We start from the raw sequence: 20,278 nt of genomic DNA, 5'->3' as shown, positions 1-20,278 counted from the left end.
GGCCGGACGTCGGTGTCGGGCGATACCCCCATGGTGCGTGATATCGCGTCTCAGGTCAAGAGACGCGGTATCAGTGGCGATCGCGGAGCCCCGCCCGGGGGGCGCACGACCCCGGGCGACGGGTCTCCCGGTCAGGCCTGGGCGGGACCCGAGATGTTCACGAGCCAGCTCACGCCGAACCCGTCGACGCACATGCCGAACGCGTCGCCCCACGGCGCGACCTCGAGCGGCACGGTCACGCTCCCGCTCGACGACAGCTTGTCCCAGTAGCCGCGCAGCTCGGCGTCGTCCGCCTGCTCGCCGCTCAGCGAGATCGAGAATCCCGCGCCGGTCGGGACCTCCATCGAGCTCGGGGTGTCCGCAGCCATGAGGACCAGGCCGTGGGGGGACTCGAGCTGGGAGTGCATGACCTTGTCGGCGTCGCCCGGGTCCTCGGAGGCCTGGAAGTCGGCGAACGTGCTGATCGTCAGCTCGCCCCCGAACACGTCGCGGTAGAACTCGATCGCCTGTCGTGCGTCGTCGCGGAAGTTCAGGTAGGGGTTGAGTCGCGTGGCCATGGTGGTGCCGCCTTTCCCGTCGCGTCGTCGAGCCGGATGCGGGGGCGCTGCGCGAGCGGCGCACCCTTTCCGAGTATCCGCCCGGGGCGGGGCCGACGGCAGGGGGAGCGTCAGTCCCGTCCGACGACGGCCGCCCCCGCGCTCTCGTCGGGGTGCGAGCCCGCGAGCCGCAGGGCCTTGGCGCGTCGGTCGATGCGCCACCACACGAAGAACCCGACGAGCGTGAACGCCCCGTAGAACACGTACATGAACGCGGACGCGTAGAAGCCGGCGTCGACCAGCAGGGGCACGCCCACGATGTCGACCGCGACCCAGATCAGCCAGAACTCGACCCAGCCCTTGGCCATGCCGTACGTCGCGAGCAGCGAGCCCATGAAGATCCAGGCGTCGGCCCACACGGGCTCGTAGGACTCGAGCATCCGGAAGATCGGGGTCAGGACGAGCGTCCCGCCCACGAGCGCCACGACGAGGAAGACGCGTTGCCGCCACGTGGCCCACCGCGGTTCGACCGACACCCCGTGGCTGTCCGCGTCGAGGTTCGCCGCGTCCTGGCCGAGGCGCGCGCGGGTGCGCCGCCACTGGACCCAGCCGTACACCGACACGACGACGAACATGACCTGGCGTCCGGCCTGGCCGAGCAGGTTGACGGGGTTGGGCGTCGCGAACACCGCGCCCAGGAACACCGTGAGGAGCAGCAGGTTGCCGACGATCCCCACGGGCCACGCCCAGATCTTGCGGCGCATGCCTCCGAGCGCGGACGCCAGGCCGAACCCGTTACCGACGATCTCCCGCCACAGCAGGTGCTGGCCGCCGATCGTCAGCTGCGCGTCGAAGAGCGCGTGGATCAGGTCCATCGATGTTCCCTCGTCCTGGGCACGGCGGCTCCGGGGTGAGGGCGGGCGCCTGGTCGGGGATGCCCTGTCCGGGCTGCCCGACAGCGGCGCTCACCACGGCGAGACCGGTCCCGACGGCCGTGGGCGGGCTCGACGGATCGTCGTGCCCGACCCGGCCGGGGACGGCCGTGCCGCACGTGCTTCCTCCCATCCGGACTTTCACCGTCGGTCCTGGAGTTCCACCAGGTCAACCGCGCGTGGGCGCGGGTCGCGGACTGTCACCGCCGGCTCGGAATTGCACCGACCCCGGAGCACGTTCGTGCGTACTGCTTGCTGTAGTGCTGCAACCGCCGATGCTACCGGTGCATTCCCGGGGCTCGTCGGTGCTGTGCCGAGTGCGTGGTTCGGCTGCGACACGCCCGGCGAGTCGCAGCCGAATCACGCACTCAACGCGTCGCGCACGGCCCGGGCCACCTCGTCGGGGTCGGCGTCGCCGTCGAGCACGGTCACGACGACGCGGCGGGTCGGCACGGCACCGACGGTGGTGTCGGCAGCGGGGCCCGCCGTCGGACCGTCGCCCGCCTCGCCCCCGGTGCGCCCGGGTGACGTGGACGACTGGGGTGGCTCCGTCGTCGGGCCTGCGGGGTTGCGGGCCGCGCGGCGCAGGTCCGCGAACGCCTCCTCGAGCTCGGGACGCAGGTCCTGGTCGGGGTCGCGCAACCAGCGGCGCAGGATCGCGTTGTGCACCGCGACGACCGACGCCGCGAACGCGACCGACGCGGTCGAGTTCCGGGTGTCGGCGGGCAGGGTGTCGCGCAGGTAGGACGTGAACGCGCGCTCGTAGCGGTGCGTGGTCACGAGCTCGCGGTCGCGCAGCGCGGGCACGTCCTGCAGGAGACGGTGCCGTGCGACCGACGTCTCGCGCTGGCCCACGTGGTGGTCGAACACGAGCCGGGCCGCCTTGCACACCTCGACGTACGGGTCGACGTTCTCGAGCTCCTCGGGGGTGACGCCCCGCGCGGCGGGACGGGTCTCCCCGAGGAGGACCACGACGGCGTCCAGGAGCAGCTCGTGGTCCGCGAAGACCACGTCCTCCTTGGAGCGGAACCTTCGGAAGAACGTGGCCCGGCTGATCTGCGCGGCGTCGGCGATGTCCTCGACGGTCGTCTGCTCGTAGCCCTTCCGGGTGAACAGCTCGATCGCCGCGTCGACCGCCTGCGCGTGCGTGTTGCTTCGTGCGGCACTCATGAACGGGACGGTACACCGCGGGCTGCGGGCGGGGCATGCCGCGGGGAGGCCGTGGGCGGGGGCTGCTCGGCAGATGGTCCGTGCGTGGTCGCCGCGTCGGGCGACACTGGGTCGGCGGCTGGTCGCCGCGCGCCGTGCCCGACGGCGTCGCTACAGTGACGAGAGAGGCGGCGACAGGCCGACGCGACCCGGAGGCGACGCGGATGACTGACGGTGACGAGACGCGGGCGGCCGGCTCCGACGGGGGAGCCGAGGGCGGCGCGGGCGAGGGTGAGCAGGCGGCGCGCTCCTGGAAGCATGTCGACCACCACGCCCAGCGCGACAGCCTGAGCGACCGGTTCGCGCGGGGAGGCCCTGCCGACTTCCTGTACGGGGCCGTGGTCTCGGGGTTCATGCTCGCGGTCTCGAGCACGCACGACGCGTCGAGCGACTTCGTGATGCTCGCGGTGGCCGGGGTGCTCGTGGGGTACTGGGCGGCGCACGTGTACGTGTCGGCGATCGGCGGGCGGTTCCGCGACGCCGAGCACACCATCACCGAGCGGCTGCGGCTCGCCTCCTCGGACGAGGTGTGGGTGCTGATCGGCGGGGTGCCCGCGCTCGGGGTCTTCCTCGTGGGGCGGGTGCTCGGGCTGGACGTCGTGGATGCCGCGCTGATCGCGCTGTGGTTCACGGTGCTGATGCTCGCGGTCGTCGGCCACCTCGCGGCGCACCGGGCCGGCGTGCGCGGGTGGGCGCTGACCGCAGAGACCGTGGTCGCGGGGGCGTTCGGCCTGCTCATCATCGGGCTGAAGACGTTGCTGCACTGAGCTGCCCTGAGCGGCGGTCGGCGAGGTAGACCTCCCGGGGGCCTACCTCGCGCGCACGGGTCTACCTCGGCGGGTGGTAGGCCGTCTGCTCCTCGACCGGTGCGCGGAGGAAGTCTCCCGCACCGTTGACGACCTGACCTCGGCGCAGCGTGATGCCCGCGGCACGCCCGGCCCCCTTGAGGAGCGCACCGCGCGAGGCGACGTCGGGCGAGTCGCCCGGCTGACCGCCCTCGAGGGTGCACGCGCGAGCCTCGATCGGGCCGAGCACCTGGCAGCCGTCCCCGTAGGTGCCGGGGCCGATGATCAGGGCCATGCGGTATCGGCCGTCGGAACCGAGGTGCAGGTCCTCGCCGTCGGCCACGAGGGTGCAGCCGCCCGGACCGAGCGTCGTGCGGGCTCCGACGTGCACCGACCCGCCGTCGCTCGCGCTGATGCGGGTGCCCGGGTGGAGCACGGCGCCCTCGCTGACGGCCACGCTCGACATGCCGTCGCACTCCACGACGACCGTCGGGTGGAGTACTGCGCCGACGGCGACCCGAGCCCGAGCCGAGACCCAGACGGCGTCCGGGGCCGAGATGACCACGCCTGCCGCGACGAGTGCGTCGATACCGGCCCTGTCGAGGAAGGGGGCGGAGGGCGGCTGCGGGTCCGTCGGGTCGGTCATGACGAGGACTGTTGCACACCCGCCGGCGAGGCCGGTCGTGCGACCGGTCGCGTGGCGGCATCGCCGGGCCGAGGGGTGACCGAGTCGCTGTCCTCCGGAGGTCGTCGTCCGCACAGCCACCACAATTGTTGTGGCGGCAGAGAAAACACACCCGGGGGTAGGGCCGGGCGCGCCCGACACGCCTGCCCGGCGCACCCGTCCGGCGCACGCTACGCCGCGGCCCGCACCAGCTCCCCGCACGTCAGCTCGACCGCGAGCGTGTTCCCCGCCGGGGCGAGCGGGCACGCCCACGCCGGGTCGTACGCGCACGACGGGTTGTACGCGAAGTTGAGGTCGACGACCAGGGGCGCGTCGCCGTCGGGCACGGGACGGGACGAGGCGGACCCCAGGTCCGCGCCCTTGATCGTGTCCAGGAGGTACCGCCCCCCGCCGTACGTCGCTCGCGACCGGTCCTTGACCGGCACGAACAGACCGCCCCCGTACGACCGCAGCGCCCACACGTCCAGCGACCCCAGCCCGGGCAGGTCGAGGCTCCCGACGCGCTCGAACGGCACCACACCGTCGGTGCCCGTGGGGACGTCGAGCCGCACCGCTGCGGGAGTGCCGCGCGCCGGGTCAGGCACGAGCGGCACCTCGAAACGCATCGCGGCGTCGTACGGACCGACCGGGACCCCGGTGAACGCGGCCCGGTCCTCGGGCAGGAGCGGCGAGGCCGGGTGCTCGGCCAGGAGGTCGTCGCGCGACGCGACCCAGTACTCGTGCGCAGCCGCAGGGTCCTCGACAGCCACGTCGCGGACGCGCGCGTACAGGTGCTGGACGCGACGGCGCCAGTCGACGACGTGCAGCTCGGTGATCATCTGGCCAGCGTGTCAGCCCGGAAGCGCACCGGCACCTCGATCCGACCGCTCGGCCGGCCTAGAAGGTCGGCAAGACCCTCAACCACCCGAACGCGTACCGGAACGGCGAGCTCACCCCGGCCCACAGCACTCCCCACGCCCCCGCGCGGTGTCGGACGGCCTCCACGACGTCGAGGACGAGCGACGCCAGCAGTCCCACGACGAACAGGCCGGCGAACGTCCACACGACGGCGTCCGGGAGATCGAGGAAGAGGGCGACGACGAGCGCGACCGCGGTCGGCAGGCCGACCAGCATCCCCACGAAGGACGACACCGATCCCAGCTTCTCCGTCTCGGTCGGCTCCCGACGGGGCTTCCTGGCCATGACGTCCTCCCCCTGGCCCCGGGTGGCGCCGCGGAGCACAGCCTAGGGGAGCGGCTGCTTCCGGGGGGCAGCGCCAGGTGGGCGCTCAGTGGTGCAGCCGGTAGAACCGGAAGAAGCTGAACCCCTCGATCGGCAGGACCTCCACGCGCTCGAACCCGGCGTCGAACGCGTACCGCTCGAGCGTCGCGGGCCGCATGACCGTGCCCGTGCCGACCGACGGCGACGACGACAGCCCGTCGGGCAGGCACACGAACTGGCTGAACCCGTACATGAGCCGCTCCACCTCGTCCCCCGGCGCGGTGAACTCCTCGGCGACGGCCTCGTCCATGACGACCACGGCGCCGTCGGGCAGGACGGCCCGACGGACCGCCGACAGGACCTCGACCGGACGCGGCATGTCGTGCGTGCACTCGAACGCGAAGGCCGCGTCGAGCGCGATCGAGTCGGGGAGCGTCGCCGCGTCCGCGACCCGGAACGTCACACGGTCCGCGACCCCCGCGGCCTCGGCGTTCGCGCGGGCCATGTCGACCGACGGGGCGTCCACGTCGTACCCGTCGAACCGGGCCTGCGGGTACGCGCGCGCGAGCGCGACGGTCGACCACCCGGCGCCGCAGCCCACGTCCGCGACGCGCGCCGCCGGGCGCGACAGGATCGCGTGCAGGTCCGGTACCTGACCGAGCGCACCCGCGAGCTCGTGCTCGAACCACGGCCTGTTCAGGTCCGCCTGGGCCTCGCGCGCGTCCGCGCCGAGCCGGCCCCACGAGACCCCGCCGCCGTCGCGGTACGCGTCGAGCAGCTCGTCGAACGTGCGCCCCACGGCCGCGAACAACCGGGGCAGAGGTCCCAGGTACGCGAGGCTGTGCTCGTCGGTCAGGACCTCGGCCGGGCCGGGCGGCAGGGCGTAGCGGCGCGCCGAGGCGTCCTCCCCGCGCACACCCGACGGCACGCGCCCAGGAACGACAGCGAGGATCCCCGCGACCGCCTGCCCCTCGAGCCACTCGCGCGCATAGCGCTCCTGCGTGCCCGTCCGCGCGGCCAGCTCGGACGACGTCGCAGGACCGTCCGTCGCGAGCGACCGGTACCAGCCCAGCCGGTCCCCGAGATACACCCCGAAGACCTCGATCGCGCCGAGCGACGACGCGAACAGCCGCTCGGCGAACTCGTCGACCCCCGGGCCGGAGTCCGCAGGGGCGGGGGAGGGGAGCGAGCCGGGCGGTCCTCCGGGTCGTCCGTCGGGGACGCCGACCGGGACCTGCGGTGTCGTGGGCATGACTGCTCCGTCCGTCGAGGACACGGCGTCCACGGTCGTCGTCGACGCGCGGACGCACGGACCACCTCCAGCGTAAATCCGTTGCGCACCCGTGGGAGCATGCACAGCATGCTGGTCACCCTCACGACGACCGCCGGCGCGCCGGCCGGGACCGCCCTGCCCAGGACCGCCCCGCCCGGGGCGGAGACGCCTGCACCGGAGACGCCAGCACCAGAGACGCCCACGACAGCGATGACGGACGCGACCGACCTCGGGTACCTGCTGCACAAGCACCCCGCGCGGGCCCAGTCGTTCGACCTGCCCGTCGGCACGGCGCACGTCTTCTACCCCGAGGCCGAGCCCGCGCGCTGCACGGTCGCGCTGCTCCTCGAGGTCGACCCCGTGGGGATCGTGCGCAACAAGCGGTTCGGTGGCCGCGACGCGTTCTCGCTCGCCCAGTACGTCAACGACCGGCCCTACGCCGCCTCGTCGATGCTCGCGGTCGCGCTCGGCGCAGTGTTCCGCACCGCGATGACAGGCCGCTGCGACTCCCGGCAGGCGCTCGCGGACTCCCCGGTCCCGCTCGAGATCCACGTTCCCGCGCTGCCGTGCCGCGGTGGTGCGCGGCTCGCCGAGCGCCTGTTCGAGCCCCTGGGCTGGACCGTCGTCGCCACGCCCGAGCCGCTCGACCCGACCGTGCCCGAGTGGGGCGACTCGCGCTACGTCGACCTGCGCCTGACCGGGACCGTTCGGCTCGCCGACGCCCTGCACCACCTGTACGTCCTTCTGCCCGTGCTCGACGACGCCAAGCACTACTGGGTCACGGGCGACGAGGTCGACAAGCTGCTGCGCGCGGGCGAGGGGTGGCTCGCCGGTCACCCCGAGCGGGACCAGATCATGCACCGCTACCTCGCGCACCAGCACCGGTACGTCGAGGACGCGACCGACCGCCTCGTGACGCTCGACGGTGGTCCGCTGCCTGCGGACGCCGGGACGGACGCCGGCGCCGAGCCCGGTACCGACGAGACCCCGACCGAGGGCGACGTCCCCGCCGCGGGGAGCGACGCCGTCGGGCAGGAGAAGGCGCCCACGCTCGCCCGGCAGCGCGCCGAGGCCGTGATCGCGGCCCTGCACGAGGTCGGCGCGCGCAGCGTCGTCGACCTCGGGTGCGGCGAGGGCGCCCTCCTGCGTCTCCTCGCCGCCGACCGCCGCTTCACGCGGCTGCTCGGGACCGACGTGGCCGCGCGCGAGCTCGAACGGGCCGCGACGCGCCTCCGTCTCGAGGACGCGAGCGACGCCGAGCGCGAGCGCGTGCAGCTCGTGCAGTCCTCGCTCACGTACCGCGACGAGCGGATCGCGGGCTTCGACGCCGCGGTGCTCATGGAGGTGATCGAGCACGTCGACCCGCCGCGCCTGGGCGCGCTCGAACGGGTCGTGTTCGCCGAGGCCCGGCCGGCGACGGTCGTCGTGACGACGCCCAACGTCGAGTACAACGCGCTGTACCCGACGCTCGAGGAGCACGGCCACCGCCACACGGACCACCGGTTCGAGTGGACGCGCGCCGAGCTCCAGGCGTGGGCCGACGGCGTCGCGCACCGTCACGGGTACGCGGTCACCTTCCGCGACGTCGGACCCGAGGACGTGGGGCCGCGCGGGCTGGGGTCGCCGACGCAGATGGCGCTGTTCGTACGATCGACGGAGGCAGGGGCATGACCGAGGAGCAGCGCGTGACCGACGAGGGACCCCGCGTCCTGACCGTGCCCGAGCTCTCGCTCGTGGTCCTCGTCGGGGTGTCCGGGTCCGGGAAGTCGACGTTCGCGCGCGAACGGTTCGGGCCCTTCGAGGCCGTGTCCTCGGACTTCTGCCGCGGCCTCGTCTCGGGCGACGTCAACGACCAGTCGGCCACGGCCGCGGCGTTCGAGGTGCTCGGCACGATCGTGAGCAAGCGGCTCGAGGCGGGGCACCTGACGGTCGTCGACGCGACGAACGTGCAGTCCGCAGCGCGCAAGAACCTCGTGGCGCTCGCGCGGGCGCACGACGTCCTGCCCGTCGCGATCGTGCTCGACGTGCCCGAGACCGTCGCGATCGAGCGCAACCGCTCCCGCCCCGACCGCGACTTCGGCGACCACGTCGTCAAGCGTCAGCGCCAGGCGCTGCGCTCGTCGCTCAAGTCGCTGAACCGAGAGGGCTTCCGCAAGGTCCACGTGCTGCGCGGCGTCGACGAGATCGCGTCCGCCACGATCTCCCGCGAGCCGCTGCTGAACGACCTCCGCGACCAGACCGGGCCGTTCGACGCGATCGGTGACGTGCACGGCTGCCGCGCCGAGCTCGAGGCCCTGCTGACCACGCTCGGATACGTGATCGAGCGCGACGAGGCCGGCCGTGCGGTCGACGCCGCCCACCCTGAAGGCCGCCGCGCGGTGTTCCTGGGCGACCTCGTCGACCGCGGACCGGACTCGCCGGGCGTCCTGCGCCTCGTCATGGGCATGGTCCGGGCGGGGCACGCGCTCGCCGTACCCGGCAACCACGAGCACAAGCTCGTGCGCGCGCTCGCGGGGCGCAACGTGACCGTCAGCCACGGGCTGGAGACGACGCTCGCACAGCTCGCCGAGGAGCCCGAGGAGTTCCGCAAGGACGTCGAGACGTTCTGCCGTGACCTGGTCTCGCACCTCGTGCTCGACGGCGGGCGGCTCGTGGTCGCGCACGCGGGGCTCAAGGAGTCGTACCACGGGCGCGCGTCGGGGCGGGTGCGCAGCTTCGCGCTCTACGGCGACACCACGGGCGAGACCGACGAGTTCGGGCTGCCCGTGCGCTACCCCTGGGCGAACGAGTACCGCGGCCGGGCCATGGTGCTCTACGGGCACACGCCCACGCCCGAGGCCGAGTGGGTCAACAACACGATGTGCCTCGACACGGGCTGCGTGTTCGGCGGGAAGCTCTCGGCGCTGCGCTACCCCGAGAAGGAGCTCGTCTCGGTACCCGCGGCCGAGGTCTACTACGAGCCCGCGCGCCCGTTCCTGCTGGACGCCGGTACCGACGCGGCGGGCACCGAAGGGGCACAGCCGCAGCGCGATCCCGACGTGCTCGACGTGACAGACGTGCTCGGCCGACGCTCGGTCGTCACGGGCACGCGGGGCAGGATCACGATCCCCGAGGAGAACGCCGCGGGGGCCCTGGAGGTCATGAGCCGGTTCGCGGTCGACCCGCGGGCGCTGCTGTACCTGCCGCCGACCATGAGCCCGGTCGCGACGTCACGGCTCCCCGGCTACCTCGAGCACCCCGACGGCGCGTTCGCGGCGTACTCGGGCGACGGCGTCGGGCAGGTCGTGTGCGAGGAGAAGCACATGGGGTCGCGCGCCGTGGTGCTGGTGTGCCGCGAGGCGTACGGGGCCTCGGCGTGGCGCTTCGGCGTGGACGTCCAGCCGGGAGGGCGCGGGGTCGCGCACACGCGGACGGGACGTCCGCTCTTCTCCGGCCCGACGGCGGAGGCCCTCCTCGAGCGCGTCGCGAAGGCCCTCGACGGGGCCGGGGTGTGGGACGAGCTGGGGGCCGACTGGGTCCTGCTCGACGCCGAGATCCTGCCCTGGTCCGCCAAGGCCGACCAGCTCATCCGCGACCAGTACGCGAGCGTCGGGGCCGCAGCGCGCGCGGTCATGCCGCCCGCGCTCGCGGCGCTCGACGCGGCCGTCGCGCGCGGCGTCGACGTCGAGGGGCTGCGGGCGCGGACGGCGTCGCGCGCCGACGACGCCGAGAGGTACACCGAGGCGTACCGCCGCTACCGGTGGCCCATCGACGGGCTCGACGGCGTGCAGCTCGCCCCCTTCCAGGTGCTCGCGAGCGGGACGAGCGGATCCGGCGAACCGGTCGGTGCCCCCGGCCCGGCCACCCCGGGCGGGGCGACGTACGCGACGCGCGACCACCTGTGGCACCTGGGCATCGCCGACCGCCTGGTCGAGGCCGACCCGGTGCTCTTCCGGCCCACGCGCCGTCTCGTGGTCGACCTCGCGGACGACGCCTCGCGCGCCGAGGGGGTCCGCTGGTGGGAGGAGATGACCGAGGCGGGCGGCGAGGGGATGGTCGTCAAGCCGCTCGCGAACCTCGTGCGCGGGCCCAAGGGGCTCGTCCAGCCGGGGCTCAAGGTCCGCGGCCGCGAGTACCTGCGGATCATCTACGGACCCGAGTACACCCAGGAGCACCACCTGGAGCGGCTCCGGGTCCGGTCGCTGGGCCGCAAGCAGTCGCTCGCGCTGCGCGAGTACGCGCTGGGGCTCGAGGCCGTCGAGCGCGTGGTCGCGGGCGAGCCGCTGTGGCGCGTCCACGAGGTCGTCTTCGCGGTCCTGGCGCTCGAGTCGGAGCCGGTCGACCCGCGGCTCTGAGCAGCCTGGGGAGGGCCGTGACATGGCGGGACCCGCGTGACCTCGAGGTCACGCGGGTCCTGACGGGTCTGTGGGGTCGTGACAGGTCAGCCGGTCAGCCCAGCGTCGCGAACGAGCTGAGCGCGAGCGCGGAGAACAGCGCGATGGCCACGAGGACCGAGCCGGCCACGAGCCAGCCGTTCGCGCGGTCGGACGGGTCGCTCGCCGCGGCCGGGCGACGTGACTGCGGGACGGACGCGTCGTCGTCGGGCAGGGAGGTGGGGCGCGAGCCGTCCGGGCGCTGCGACGAGCGCGCACGGCGCGCGGTCGAGTCGTGGCCGCGGAGTGCGACGCGGATCGGCGTCGAGGTCGTGACCTGCGTGGTCATGCTTCCTCCCCAGGGAAAGTTGGCCGCCCTCGCTGTCGCGGGGCGTGCTACCAGTCTCTGCGGGGCGGGGGTGCGGGCACATCGGTCCTCCGAACCATCCTCGGAGAGGGTCCCGTCCTCCCGGAGGATGACGGGCGCCCGTCGGATGGGGGACATCCCCTCCGGGACGCCCCTGAGGGGCGGGCCCTGGGTGCGCAGCCGACCGGTGCGCGCCGGCCGGGGGCAGGTACCGAGACTACCGCGGGGCGTTTCGCTGGTGGTCGATCCGCTGGAGGTAGCGGATCTCGCGGAACCCCACCGCGACCGCGACGAGCAGCGGGAACCACGCCCACGTGCGGCCTCTGAGCAGCGAGAACAGGCTCACGAGCCCCACCACGGCGCACCCGAGCACGGTCAGGAGGCTCGCCCAGCGGATGTTCTTCATGCGGTCGTCCTCGGTTCGCTCGTGCGGGTCGTCGGTGCGGGCGGTCAGGCCGGGGGAGCGCTGCGCACCGCGAGGACCACGCCCTCGACGCTGCGGACCGCCATGCGCAGCGCGTCGCTGCGCGACGCACCGTCCTCGGTCATGACCGACCAGGCGTTGAACAGTGTCCACCACACGGTGCGCTGGTTCCAGGAGATGGTCAGTGTCGGGTCGAACGTGCCGTCGTCCTGGCCTCGTGCGAACAGCGCGCGCACGGGGGCCTCGGCCGCGTCGCTCTCGGCCCAGAACGCCTCGTCCTCGGCGAGCGAGGCCTCGTGGAACAGCAGCATGTACCAGGGCCCCAGGTCGAAGTACTCGATCACGAGCCGGCGCAGGGCCGCGGCCGGGTCACCGTCCTCGAGCCGGGCCGCGCGGATCGCGGCGCGCGTGCGGTCGAGGGCCTCGGCCCCGACGGCTCGGATGAGGTCCGCGCGCTCGGGGAAGTAGCGGTGCAGGGTGCTGCGGCCGACCTGCGCGGCCTGGGCGACCTCACCGAGCGAGGCCGAGGCGTTGGTGCTGAACACCTCGACGGCCGCGTCGAGGATCGCGCGCCGGGTGCGGGCACGGGCTCCGGTCGCGGGGGCCTCGGGGACCGCAGGCGTCGCGGCGGGAGGAGCGTCGGCGCTCGCCTCGCGCGGCACGGCGGCGGTGTCGCTGGCTGTCACGTGCTCAGCGTATCCGCGAAGCGACGGGACGTCTCTTGTCTGAAATGGGACATGCGTGTTCCACTGGGCGCATGGCCGCCACCGCCCCCGCGTCGACCGACCCGACCCTCGAGAACTCCGGGCCGCCTGAGCCCAAGGGGCCGCTCCTCCCACGCCTCAAGGTCCTGTGGACCTTCGTCAAGCCCCACCGACGCACGCTCGCGCTGGGCCTGGTCCTCGGGCTCGGCACCACGGCCGCGAGCCTCGCGACCCCCATGGTCACCAAGCGCGTCCTCGACACGCTCGGCACCGGGGCCTCGCTCGCGCCGGCCGTCGGGCTGCTGGTCGGGCTCCTGCTCGTGGGGCTCGTCCTGGGCCTGTGGCAGTGGATCCTGCTGGGCACGCTCGCGGAGCGCGTGGTGCTCGACGCCCGCACCTCGATGGTCCGCCGCTTCTTCCGCGCCAAGGTCGGGGCGCTCGGGTCGCGGCCCACCGGAGAGCTCGTCACGCGCGTCACCTCGGACACCGTGCTGCTGCGCGAGGCCGCGTCGTCGAGCATCGTCAACCTCGTCAACGCGGTCGTCGGGCTGGTGGGGACGATCGTCCTCATGGCCGTGCTCGACACGGTCCTGCTCGGCACGACGCTCCTCGCGATCGTCGTCATCGGCGTGCTCGTGGGGTCGCTCATGCCGCGCATCGCCAAGGCCCAGGAGCAGGCCCAGGAGTCGCTCGGACGGCTCGGCGGCGTGCTCGAGGGCGGGCTGCGCGCGCTGCGGACCATCAAGGCGAGCCGCGCCGAGCAGCGCCAGATCGACCGCGTGGTCGACGACGCGCGCGACGCGGCCCGGCACAGCGTCCGGTCGGTGCGCACCGAGGCCGTCGCCTGGACCATCGCGGGCGGCGGCATCCAGCTCGCGATCATCGTGATCCTCGCGCTCGGCGCGTGGCGCGTCGACCAGGGCCTGCTCGCGGTCTCGAGCCTGGTCGCGTTCCTGCTGTACGCGTTCCAGATCGTCGACCCCGTCACGAGCCTCACGCAGAACGTCAGCCAGCTCCAGGCCGGTATCGCGGCCGCGGGCCGCATCCGCGAGGTCGAGGCCATCGAGATCGAGGAGCCCGGGCGGGCCGGCGCCCCTGCCGAGGACGCACCCGGGCGAGGTGCGGCGGGAGGGGGCGTGCCGTCGTCGGGCCGGGGGAGCGCCCTGCCCGACGGCGCCGCGCACCCACCGCGTCTCGCCCACCCCTCCCCGGGCGAGGCGGGCGAGACGCCCGTGCTCGCGTTCCGGGACGTGACCGCGCGCTACCTGCCCGGCGGCGAGCCCGTGGTCCGCGACCTCACGTTCGAGGTGCCCCGGCGCGGTCAGGTCGCGATCGTCGGCCCGTCGGGAGCCGGCAAGACCACCACGTTCTCGCTGCTCCTGCGCTTCCTCCAGCCCGAGTCCGGCACGCTGCTGCTCGACGGTCGGCCCTACGACGGCTACACGTTCGACGAGGTGCGCTCGCGCATCGCGTACGTCGAGCAGGAGACGCCCGTCGTGCCCGGCACGATCCGTGAGAACCTGCGCCTGTCCGACCCCGACGCGACCGAGGACGCCATGTGGGACGCGCTGGCCAAGGTCCGTCTCGACGCCAAGGTCCGCTCGCTCGAGGACGGGCTCGACACCTCGCTCGTCGGGACCACGGTCTCGGGCGGAGAACGCCAGCGCGTGGCCCTCGCCCGGGCCGTGCTGCACGCGCCCGAGGTGCTGCTGCTCGACGAGGCCACCGCACAGGTCGACGGCCTCACCGAGGCCGCGGTCCACGCCGTGATCGAGGACCTGTCGCGCGACCGAGCCGTCGTGACGATCGCGCACCGGCTCTCGACCGTGATCGACGCCGACCAGATCCTCGTCATGGAGGACGGTCGCGTGCGGGCGCGGGACGCACGCCGAGCTGCTCGCCGCCGACGAGCTGTACCGCGACCTCGTGGCCGCGCTGCGGATCTCGACCGAGACGCGGAGCGAGGAACGGGGGACGCCCCGGGTCGAGGCGGGGGCCGGAGGGGTGGTCGAGGCCTGAGGGCGACCGACGCTGCCGGGAGGAGCCGCGCGGACGGACCCTCAGCCCGGCACCGGGCCTCAGCCGAGCTGGGCGAGCCCCTCGGTCGCGATCTTCTCGAACGTCACCTGGTCGGCAGCGAACTGCGAGTCCGCGATGGGCCAGTGCAGCACGATCTCCGTGATGCCCTGGTCGCGGTAGGCAGCCGCGGTCTCGACGAACGCGTCGACCGAGTCGAGCGGCCGGTCGGGCGTGAACCCCGTCAGGAGGATGCGCTCGATGCTGCCCGGGTCTCGCCCCGCCTCGGTGCACGTGGCCTCGAGCCGGGACACCTGGGCGCCGACGGCCCCGCGTGACGCGGCCGGCGTGCCGTCCGTGCCGACGCGGTCGTCGCCGGTCGTGACCCACGCCTGGCCGTACCGCGCCGCGAGGCGCAGGCCGCGAGGACCGGTCGCGGCGATCGCGAACGGGATGCGCGGCTCCTGGACGGGACCCGGGATCGTCCGGGCCTCGTGCGCGCGGTAGTGCCCCTCGTCGTGCGTCACGGCGGGCTCGGTCAGGAGGCGGTCGAGCAGCGCGGTGAAGTCCCGCAGCCGGTCCGCGCGCTCGCGGGCCGACCAGCCCTCGCCCCCCAGGACCGTGGCGTCGAACCCCGTGGTCCCCGCACCGAGACCGAGCGTGACCCGCCCGCCCGAGAGGTCGTCGAGGGTCATGAGGTCCTTGGCGAGCGTCACGGGCTCGCGGAAGTTCGGCGAGGTCACGAGGGTCCCGAGGCGGATCCGCTCCGTGACCCCGGCTGCCGCGGCGAGCGTGGGCAGCGCGCCGAACCACGGGCCGTCGCGGAAGTTGCGCCACGACAGGTGGTCGTACGTGTAGGCCGCGTGGAACCCCAGGTCCTCCGCGCGGCGCCACACGTCGCGCCCCTCGGCCCAGCGGTAGATCGGCAGGATCACGGTGCTCAGTCGCATGCCCCGACCCTACGGTGCCGCGGGCGGCCCGCGCGGTGCGGGGAAGACCGCCGAGGTGTGGTCTGCTGTCCTGAGTCCGATCCACGCATCACCGGAGGTTCCCATGGCCGTCGTCGTCAACGTCTCCCACCGCTACCCGCGCGCCGGGTCGCGCGACGAGCAGCTCGCGGTGGTCCGCGGCGACTGGCCCGTGCCCGAGGTCGACACCCCCGAGGCCTTCGCGGAGTCCGACGACGCCCAGGAGCTCCTCGACGCCGCCGACGTCCTGGTCGCCGCCGCGAGCAACGAGGTCGTCGACGTCCAGCGCATCACGGGGCTCCAGGTCGACGAGGGCGGGCACGTCCGCTTCGAGACCGCCGACGAGCCCGCGCTCGTCGGGCTCGTCGGTCGGCGCCTGCGCGCCGGGGCGGCCTGGGAGCCGGGCGAGAGCTGGCCCGTGAAGCTGGTCGAGGTGTCGCGCGACCTCACGGAGTACCTCGACCTCGCGGCCCCGGCCGAACCGGGCACCCCGGGCGCCGAGGGTGCTGCCGGTGAGGAATCGCGCGCGGCCTCCGACGCGCTGCCCGGTGCGTCCGACCCGACTCCCGCCGGCGTGTCCCGCGACCTCGGTGGCTTCCACCTCTCGCTGACCGACGACGGCGACCTCGTGGTCACCGCTCCGCCGGGCCGCTCGGTGACCGTGGTCGCCGCGCAGATCGGCTGAGTCGCGGCGGGCCCGCGCCCGCCCTCGGCACCCTCGGTGACGTGGCAAGGTGGAGGACATGACGATCGACCTCCGCATCTTCACCGAGCCCCAGCAGGGCGCCACCTACGACGACATCCTCGCGGTCGCACGCGCCTCGGAGGAGCTCGACTTCGACGCGTTCTTCCGTTCCGACCACTACCTCGTCATGGGGGACGGCGACGGGCTCCCGGGCCCGACCGACGCCTGGACCACGCTCGCGGGCCTGGCGCGCGAGACCAGCCGCATCCGCCTGGGCACGCTCGTCACCTCGGCGACCTTCCGCCACCCGGGCGTGCTCGCGATCCAGGTCGCGCAGGTCGACCAGATGTCGGGCGGGCGCATCGAGCTGGGCCTGGGGGCGGGCTGGTTCCCGCAGGAGCACACCGCGTACGGCATCCCGTTCCCGGCCAAGCGGTTCGGGATCCTCGAGGAGCAGCTCGCGGTCATCACGGGGCTGTGGGAGACGCCGGTGGGGGAGAAGTTCAGCTTCGCGGGCGAGCACTACACGCTCACGGACTCGCCGGCGCTGCCCAAGCCCGTCCAGAGCCGCGTCCCGGTGATCGTCGGTGGGCACGGCCCGCGCAGGACCCCGGCGCTCGCGGCGCGCTACGCGACCGAGTTCAACGTCGCGTTCCCCGACCCGGGTGTGCTGGGCGACCGCATCGAGAACGTGCGCGTGGTCTGCCAGGACGCGGGCCGCGACCCCGACGACCTGATCTACTCGGCGGCGTTCGTGGTGTGCGTGGGCAAGGACGAGGCGGACTTCCGTCGTCGCGCCGCGGCGATCGGTCGTGACCCGGAGGAGCTGCGGACCAACGGCATCGCGGGCACCGTGGCCGAGGCCGCGGACAAGCTCGCGGCCACGAGCGAGGACGGCGCGACCCGCTTCTACCTGCAGGTCCTGGACCTCGCGGACCTCGACCACCTCGAGCTCATCGCGCGGGAGGTCAGGCCGCAGCTGAGCTGAGCGCGCCACCCCGCCCGACGGCGGAGCGCACCTTCTCCGGGCAGGTGCGCTCCGCCGTCGGGCGTCCTGGGTGGTCGGTGACCCGAGCGAGGGGTGGTGGGACGGGGCTGTCCACGGCGTACCGGCCGTTCACGGAGCGTGCGTACCGGGCAGTACCCTTCCCTTCGGCACTTCACCAAAACTTCACGAACGGAGCCCCCCCCATGGCAGCACTCGGCTGGAAGATCCACGGAGACGGGAAGCGCGTCGAGCCCGGCGCCGTGGTCAGCACCGACGAGCGCCTGAGCTGGCCTCGCACGATCGGGATCGGCATGCAGCACGTCGTCGCGATGTTCGGCGCGACGTTCCTCGTCCCGCTCCTGACGGGCTTCTCTCCGGCGACCACGCTGTTCTTCTCGGCGATCGGGACCATCGGGTTCCTGCTCATCACGCGCAACCGGCTCCCCAGCTACCTCGGGTCGAGCTTCGCGTTCATCGCCCCGATCACCGCGGCGAGCTCGTCGGGTGGCCAGTCCGTCGCGGTCGGCGGGATCCTCGTCACGGGTCTGGTGCTCGCGCTCATCGGCGTCGTGGTGCACTTCGCGGGCCCGCGCTGGATCGACGTGACCATGCCGCCCATCGTGACCGGCACGATCGTCGCGCTCATCGGCCTCAACCTGGCACCCGCCGCGTGGAACAACTTCAAGGTGTTCCCCGTGACGGCGTTCGTCACCCTCGCCTCGATCATCCTCATCACGGTGCTCTTCAAGGGCATCATCGGTCGTCTCGCGATCCTGCTCGGCGTGATCATCGGCTACGTCGTCGCGACGATCCGCGGCGAGGTCGACTTCGCCCCGGTGTCCGACGCCACGTGGTTCGGTCTGCCCGAGTTCGTGACCCCGACGTTCGACGTCGCCGTCCTGGGGCTGTTCGTCCCGGTCGTGCTGGTGCTCGTGGCGGAGAACGTGGGCCACGTGAAGTCGGTCGCGGCCATGACGGGCAAGAACCTCGACGACCTCACGGGCCGTGCGCTCTTCGCCGACGGTCTCGCGACGACGTTCGCGGGGATCGGCGGCGGTTCGGGCACCACGACGTACGCCGAGAACATCGGGGTCATGGCCGCGACGCGCGTCTACTCGACCGCGGCCTACTGGGTCGCGGGCGCGACGGCCCTGGTCCTGAGCATGTCGCCCAAGTTCGGTGCGCTCATCGCGACCATCCCCGCGGGGGTCCTGGGCGGGGCGACGACCATGCTCTACGGCATGATCGGCATCCTGGGTGCGCGCATCTGGGTGCAGAACAAGGTCGACTTCTCCGACCCGGTCAACCTCACGACCGCGGCCGTCCCGCTGATCGTCGGCATCGCGAACTTCACCTGGGTCATCGGCGACGTGACGTTCGAGGGCATCGCCCTCGGTACGGCGTCGGCCCTCGTGATTTATCACGTGATGCGCAACATCGCGCGGTGGCGCGGGACGTCGCAGGAGCCCGCGAGCCCGGCCTCGGTGCCGGGCGGCGAGGAGATGGCAGACCGCTGACCGAGCGCTGACTGACCGCTGGGCGCCGCCGCTCGCGGTGGACCTGGTGCGCACGCGGGTGACCCGCCCGCGAGATGCGGCTGACGGGGGTCTGGGAGAGATCCTGACCCCCGTCAGCCGCATCTCGTGCGAGGCGGGTGGGACGGCGCCCGAGGAGTCTCGTACGGCCCCGGAGGTCACGGCGCTCGGCACCCCACGAGTCGGAGCGTCGAGGGGCTAGAGCTTGAGCCCCAGCACGTAGCCCTGCGGCACCACCAGTCGCTCGAAGCCGAGGTGCTCGTAGAACCCGATCGCCGACGCGTTGGTCTCCGAGACCCCCAGGTGCACGCCCTGGACACCGCGCTCGCGCAGCGCGTCGAACAAGGTCTCGAGGAGTCGCCGACCGTTGCCCCCTCCCTGCGCCTGCGGGAGGAGGTCCACGTGCAGGTGGGCCGGGTACAGGTCCACCACGTCCTGCTCCGCGGTCCCGGGCGAGTGGATCTGTGCGACGAGCCCGGCGTCCGGGGACTCGGCCGGGAAGGAGTCGAGCGGGTACCGCTCGCGAAGCGTCGGCCACCACTCGCGCTCGCAGCGTGCCTCGAACTCGCGGGTGTCCGCAGCGCCGATCACGTACCCGACCGCTCCCGTGCCGTCGTCGACCACGAACGCCAGGTCCGGCTCGAGCGCCAGGTACGCACCGAGGTAGACCTCACCGAGCAGACGCGGGTCGCGGTACCTCGCGGTCGCGTCGCCGCCGTCGGCCCCCGTCCGCAGGCAGATGTCGTACAGGCGGTCGACCTCGGCGAGGTCGGTGACGCGAGCGGGGCGCAGTGGGAGCGAGGCCATCGTGGGAGCGACCGTTCAGGAGCAGGGACGAATCAAAGACCGGGCCAGACAGTAGTGCCGAACCCTGTGCGGGGCCAGCGCATCGGCGGGGGCCGGCGCAGGGCCCGGCGTCAGCCTTCTGCCGGGGCTTCCTCGGCGGGGACCTCTTCGGCAGGGACGTCTGCGGCGGGCACGGGCGGCACGTAGGCAGCCCGCGGGGTGAGGGTCTCGACCGCCACGCAGTCCTTGCGGCTCTCGAGCGGGACCGCTCCGTCGAGACCGACGAGCTCTTCGTCGACCAGGTTCTCGAAGTTCTTGCCGAGGACCACGTCGACCGTGGCGTCGGCCCGGTCGTCGAGGACGAGGATCGGGGACGGGTAGTGGGCCGCGAGCGTGTAGGCCTGAGCCACCCCTGCCAGTCCGTACGAGATCTGCGTGGCGTCCTGCGTGATGTTCTTGCCGGCGGTGTCCTCGAGGTCTCCCAGCAGGACGACCGTGAAACCGCGGTTGGTGAGGATCTCCTGGTTCGCGGCGCCCAGGCCGCCCTTCCCGGTGCCGTTGAAGACGCGGACCTGGACGTCGGTGTACGCGACGGGCAGCGTGCCCTCCGGCAGGCAGGGAGGCTTGACGTCGGCGAGCTCGTCGTCGACCTGGATGGTGGTGAAGCCCTTGTCGAAGGGGGCGTCGACCGCGCCCGTGTACACGGCCAGCGCGCCGATGCCGGTGATGACCAGGAAGGCGACGAGCAACCCGAAGATCACGGCCTGGCGTTCGTGCATGCGCCGTCGTCGGACGGTACGGGAGGTGTCGGGGCCGGGCTGCGTGGTCACGCC

At 73.3% G+C, this 20,278-nt stretch carries 19 protein-coding genes, 1 pseudogene and 1 riboswitch; of the genes and pseudogenes, 7 read left to right on the top strand and 13 right to left on the bottom strand.

Features of this window, described 5'->3' with window-relative positions; all coding sequences use genetic code 11:
• Positions 1 to 131 precede the first annotated feature (131 nt).
• The 3 genes from H9641_RS15480 to H9641_RS15470 all read right to left on the bottom strand — a co-directional run bounded on the left by H9641_RS15480 (position 132) and on the right by H9641_RS15470 (position 2,638).
• The gene (locus H9641_RS15480) at positions 132 to 557 is read right to left on the bottom strand and encodes a VOC family protein (protein ID WP_191805330.1); all 426 of its coding nucleotides are present in this window, start codon (positions 555 to 557) and stop codon (positions 132 to 134) included.
• A gap of 110 nt (positions 558 to 667) precedes the next feature.
• Entirely contained in the window at positions 668 to 1,411 is a 744-nt protein-coding gene (gene pnuC, locus H9641_RS15475; protein ID WP_191805329.1) for a nicotinamide riboside transporter PnuC, read from the bottom strand.
• Between the two features lie 172 nt (positions 1,412 to 1,583).
• Positions 1,584 to 1,709, bottom strand: a riboswitch (FMN riboswitch).
• A 119-nt stretch (positions 1,710 to 1,828) separates the two neighbouring features.
• Positions 1,829 to 2,638, bottom strand: a complete 810-nt coding sequence (locus H9641_RS15470) for a TetR/AcrR family transcriptional regulator (RefSeq protein WP_191805328.1) — start codon at positions 2,636 to 2,638, stop codon at positions 1,829 to 1,831.
• A gap of 203 nt (positions 2,639 to 2,841) precedes the next feature.
• On the opposite strand from H9641_RS15470, the gene H9641_RS15465 reads away from it, so the two are divergent.
• Complete coding sequence (locus tag H9641_RS15465; RefSeq protein ID WP_191805327.1) at positions 2,842 to 3,444, top strand: hypothetical protein; 603 nt, start codon at positions 2,842 to 2,844, stop codon at positions 3,442 to 3,444.
• Positions 3,445 to 3,505: 61 nt separating this feature from the next.
• On the opposite strand, the gene H9641_RS15460 is transcribed toward H9641_RS15465, so the two are convergent.
• From H9641_RS15460 to H9641_RS15445, 4 genes are all read right to left on the bottom strand, one after another.
• The gene (locus tag H9641_RS15460; RefSeq protein WP_191805325.1) at positions 3,506 to 4,108 is read right to left on the bottom strand and encodes a hypothetical protein; all 603 of its coding nucleotides are present in this window, start codon (positions 4,106 to 4,108) and stop codon (positions 3,506 to 3,508) included.
• Positions 4,109 to 4,317: 209 nt separating this feature from the next.
• Entirely contained in the window at positions 4,318 to 4,965 is a 648-nt protein-coding gene (locus tag H9641_RS15455) for a DUF1684 domain-containing protein (RefSeq protein WP_191805323.1), read from the bottom strand.
• A 58-nt stretch (positions 4,966 to 5,023) separates the two neighbouring features.
• A complete protein-coding gene (locus H9641_RS15450; protein ID WP_191805321.1) occupies positions 5,024 to 5,329 on the bottom strand; it encodes a hypothetical protein in 306 nt (101 codons plus the stop codon).
• Positions 5,330 to 5,414: 85 nt separating this feature from the next.
• Positions 5,415 to 6,599 carry a class I SAM-dependent methyltransferase gene (locus H9641_RS15445; protein WP_191805319.1) on the bottom strand — a complete coding sequence of 395 codons (1,185 nt, stop codon included), beginning with the start codon at positions 6,597 to 6,599 and terminating at the stop codon, positions 5,415 to 5,417.
• Positions 6,600 to 6,830: 231 nt separating this feature from the next.
• Here H9641_RS15445 and H9641_RS15440 point away from each other — a divergent pair, with 231 nt between their 5' ends.
• Both H9641_RS15440 and H9641_RS15435 read left to right on the top strand, forming a co-directional pair.
• On the top strand, positions 6,831 to 8,291 hold the full coding sequence (locus H9641_RS15440) for a 3' terminal RNA ribose 2'-O-methyltransferase Hen1 (protein WP_191805360.1): 1,461 nt from the start codon (positions 6,831 to 6,833) through the stop codon (positions 8,289 to 8,291).
• Positions 8,288 to 10,954 (top strand): polynucleotide kinase-phosphatase, encoded by a 2,667-nt coding sequence (locus H9641_RS15435; protein WP_191805317.1) that lies wholly within the window; start codon positions 8,288 to 8,290, stop codon positions 10,952 to 10,954. The genes H9641_RS15440 and H9641_RS15435 overlap by 4 nt, the downstream gene beginning before the upstream one ends.
• A 94-nt stretch (positions 10,955 to 11,048) precedes the next feature.
• On the opposite strand, the gene H9641_RS15430 is transcribed toward H9641_RS15435, so the two are convergent.
• The 3 genes from H9641_RS15430 to H9641_RS15420 all read right to left on the bottom strand — a co-directional run bounded on the left by H9641_RS15430 (position 11,049) and on the right by H9641_RS15420 (position 12,449).
• The gene (locus H9641_RS15430; protein ID WP_191805315.1) at positions 11,049 to 11,321 is read right to left on the bottom strand and encodes a hypothetical protein; all 273 of its coding nucleotides are present in this window, start codon (positions 11,319 to 11,321) and stop codon (positions 11,049 to 11,051) included.
• 235 nt (positions 11,322 to 11,556) lie between these two features.
• Complete coding sequence (locus tag H9641_RS15425) at positions 11,557 to 11,745, bottom strand: hypothetical protein (protein WP_191805313.1); 189 nt, start codon at positions 11,743 to 11,745, stop codon at positions 11,557 to 11,559.
• A gap of 44 nt (positions 11,746 to 11,789) precedes the next feature.
• Complete coding sequence (locus H9641_RS15420; RefSeq protein ID WP_191805311.1) at positions 11,790 to 12,449, bottom strand: TetR/AcrR family transcriptional regulator; 660 nt, start codon at positions 12,447 to 12,449, stop codon at positions 11,790 to 11,792.
• 44 nt (positions 12,450 to 12,493) lie between these two features.
• Between H9641_RS15420 and H9641_RS15415 the strand changes: the two are divergent.
• Positions 12,494 to 14,137 (top strand): annotated as a pseudogene (locus H9641_RS15415) (ABC transporter ATP-binding protein); the annotation flags it as partial.
• Positions 14,138 to 14,545: 408 nt separating this feature from the next.
• Here the strand turns inward: H9641_RS15415 and H9641_RS15410 are convergent.
• Positions 14,546 to 15,433: an LLM class flavin-dependent oxidoreductase gene (locus H9641_RS15410; protein WP_191805309.1), complete on the bottom strand. Its 888-nt coding sequence runs from the start codon at positions 15,431 to 15,433 to the stop codon at positions 14,546 to 14,548.
• 103 nt (positions 15,434 to 15,536) lie between these two features.
• Here H9641_RS15410 and H9641_RS15405 point away from each other — a divergent pair, with 103 nt between their 5' ends.
• From H9641_RS15405 to H9641_RS15395, 3 genes are all read left to right on the top strand, one after another.
• Positions 15,537 to 16,136: a hypothetical protein gene (locus tag H9641_RS15405; RefSeq protein ID WP_191805307.1), complete on the top strand. Its 600-nt coding sequence runs from the start codon at positions 15,537 to 15,539 to the stop codon at positions 16,134 to 16,136.
• A gap of 64 nt (positions 16,137 to 16,200) precedes the next feature.
• Positions 16,201 to 17,124, top strand: coding sequence for an LLM class F420-dependent oxidoreductase (locus H9641_RS15400; protein WP_318244632.1), 924 nt, complete (start codon positions 16,201 to 16,203; stop codon positions 17,122 to 17,124).
• 203 nt (positions 17,125 to 17,327) lie between these two features.
• A complete protein-coding gene (locus H9641_RS15395) occupies positions 17,328 to 18,641 on the top strand; it encodes a uracil-xanthine permease family protein (protein WP_191805303.1) in 1,314 nt (437 codons plus the stop codon).
• Positions 18,642 to 18,857: 216 nt separating this feature from the next.
• On the opposite strand, the gene H9641_RS15390 is transcribed toward H9641_RS15395, so the two are convergent.
• Both H9641_RS15390 and H9641_RS15385 read right to left on the bottom strand, forming a co-directional pair.
• Entirely contained in the window at positions 18,858 to 19,466 is a 609-nt protein-coding gene (locus H9641_RS15390) for a GNAT family N-acetyltransferase (RefSeq protein ID WP_191805301.1), read from the bottom strand.
• 110 nt (positions 19,467 to 19,576) lie between these two features.
• The gene (locus H9641_RS15385) at positions 19,577 to 20,275 is read right to left on the bottom strand and encodes a LytR C-terminal domain-containing protein (protein WP_318244626.1); all 699 of its coding nucleotides are present in this window, start codon (positions 20,273 to 20,275) and stop codon (positions 19,577 to 19,579) included.
• Positions 20,276 to 20,278: the final 3 nt, after the last annotated feature.

It is taken from the genome of Oerskovia merdavium, assembly GCF_014836755.1.
Lineage (GTDB): Bacteria > Actinomycetota > Actinomycetes > Actinomycetales > Cellulomonadaceae > Oerskovia > Oerskovia merdavium.
The sequence above is the reverse complement of the archived record's forward strand: the minus strand, read 5'-3'. Positions and strand labels throughout refer to the sequence as shown.

What these genes read in the sequence shown, in the direction of transcription:
- H9641_RS15465 (WP_191805327.1), top strand. Translation starts at nt 2,842, where the DNA reads ATGACTGACGGTGACGAGACGCGGGCGGCCGGCTCCGACGGGGGAGCC.
- H9641_RS15435 (WP_191805317.1), top strand. Translation starts at nt 8,288, where the DNA reads ATGACCGAGGAGCAGCGCGTGACCGACGAGGGACCCCGCGTCCTGACC.
- H9641_RS15430 (WP_191805315.1), bottom strand. Translation starts at nt 11,321, where the DNA reads ATGACCACGCAGGTCACGACCTCGACGCCGATCCGCGTCGCACTCCGC.
- H9641_RS15445 (WP_191805319.1), bottom strand. Translation starts at nt 6,599, where the DNA reads ATGCCCACGACACCGCAGGTCCCGGTCGGCGTCCCCGACGGACGACCC.
- H9641_RS15425 (WP_191805313.1), bottom strand. Translation starts at nt 11,745, where the DNA reads ATGAAGAACATCCGCTGGGCGAGCCTCCTGACCGTGCTCGGGTGCGCC.
- H9641_RS15450 (WP_191805321.1), bottom strand. Translation starts at nt 5,329, where the DNA reads ATGGCCAGGAAGCCCCGTCGGGAGCCGACCGAGACGGAGAAGCTGGGA.
- H9641_RS15470 (WP_191805328.1), bottom strand. Translation starts at nt 2,638, where the DNA reads ATGAGTGCCGCACGAAGCAACACGCACGCGCAGGCGGTCGACGCGGCG.
- H9641_RS15480 (WP_191805330.1), bottom strand. Translation starts at nt 557, where the DNA reads ATGGCCACGCGACTCAACCCCTACCTGAACTTCCGCGACGACGCACGA.
- pnuC (WP_191805329.1), bottom strand. Translation starts at nt 1,411, where the DNA reads ATGGACCTGATCCACGCGCTCTTCGACGCGCAGCTGACGATCGGCGGC.
- H9641_RS15410 (WP_191805309.1), bottom strand. Translation starts at nt 15,433, where the DNA reads ATGCGACTGAGCACCGTGATCCTGCCGATCTACCGCTGGGCCGAGGGG.
- H9641_RS15440 (WP_191805360.1), top strand. Translation starts at nt 6,831, where the DNA reads ATGACGGACGCGACCGACCTCGGGTACCTGCTGCACAAGCACCCCGCG.
- H9641_RS15405 (WP_191805307.1), top strand. Translation starts at nt 15,537, where the DNA reads ATGGCCGTCGTCGTCAACGTCTCCCACCGCTACCCGCGCGCCGGGTCG.
- H9641_RS15390 (WP_191805301.1), bottom strand. Translation starts at nt 19,466, where the DNA reads ATGGCCTCGCTCCCACTGCGCCCCGCTCGCGTCACCGACCTCGCCGAG.
- H9641_RS15460 (WP_191805325.1), bottom strand. Translation starts at nt 4,108, where the DNA reads ATGACCGACCCGACGGACCCGCAGCCGCCCTCCGCCCCCTTCCTCGAC.
- H9641_RS15395 (WP_191805303.1), top strand. Translation starts at nt 17,328, where the DNA reads ATGGCAGCACTCGGCTGGAAGATCCACGGAGACGGGAAGCGCGTCGAG.
- H9641_RS15455 (WP_191805323.1), bottom strand. Translation starts at nt 4,965, where the DNA reads ATGATCACCGAGCTGCACGTCGTCGACTGGCGCCGTCGCGTCCAGCAC.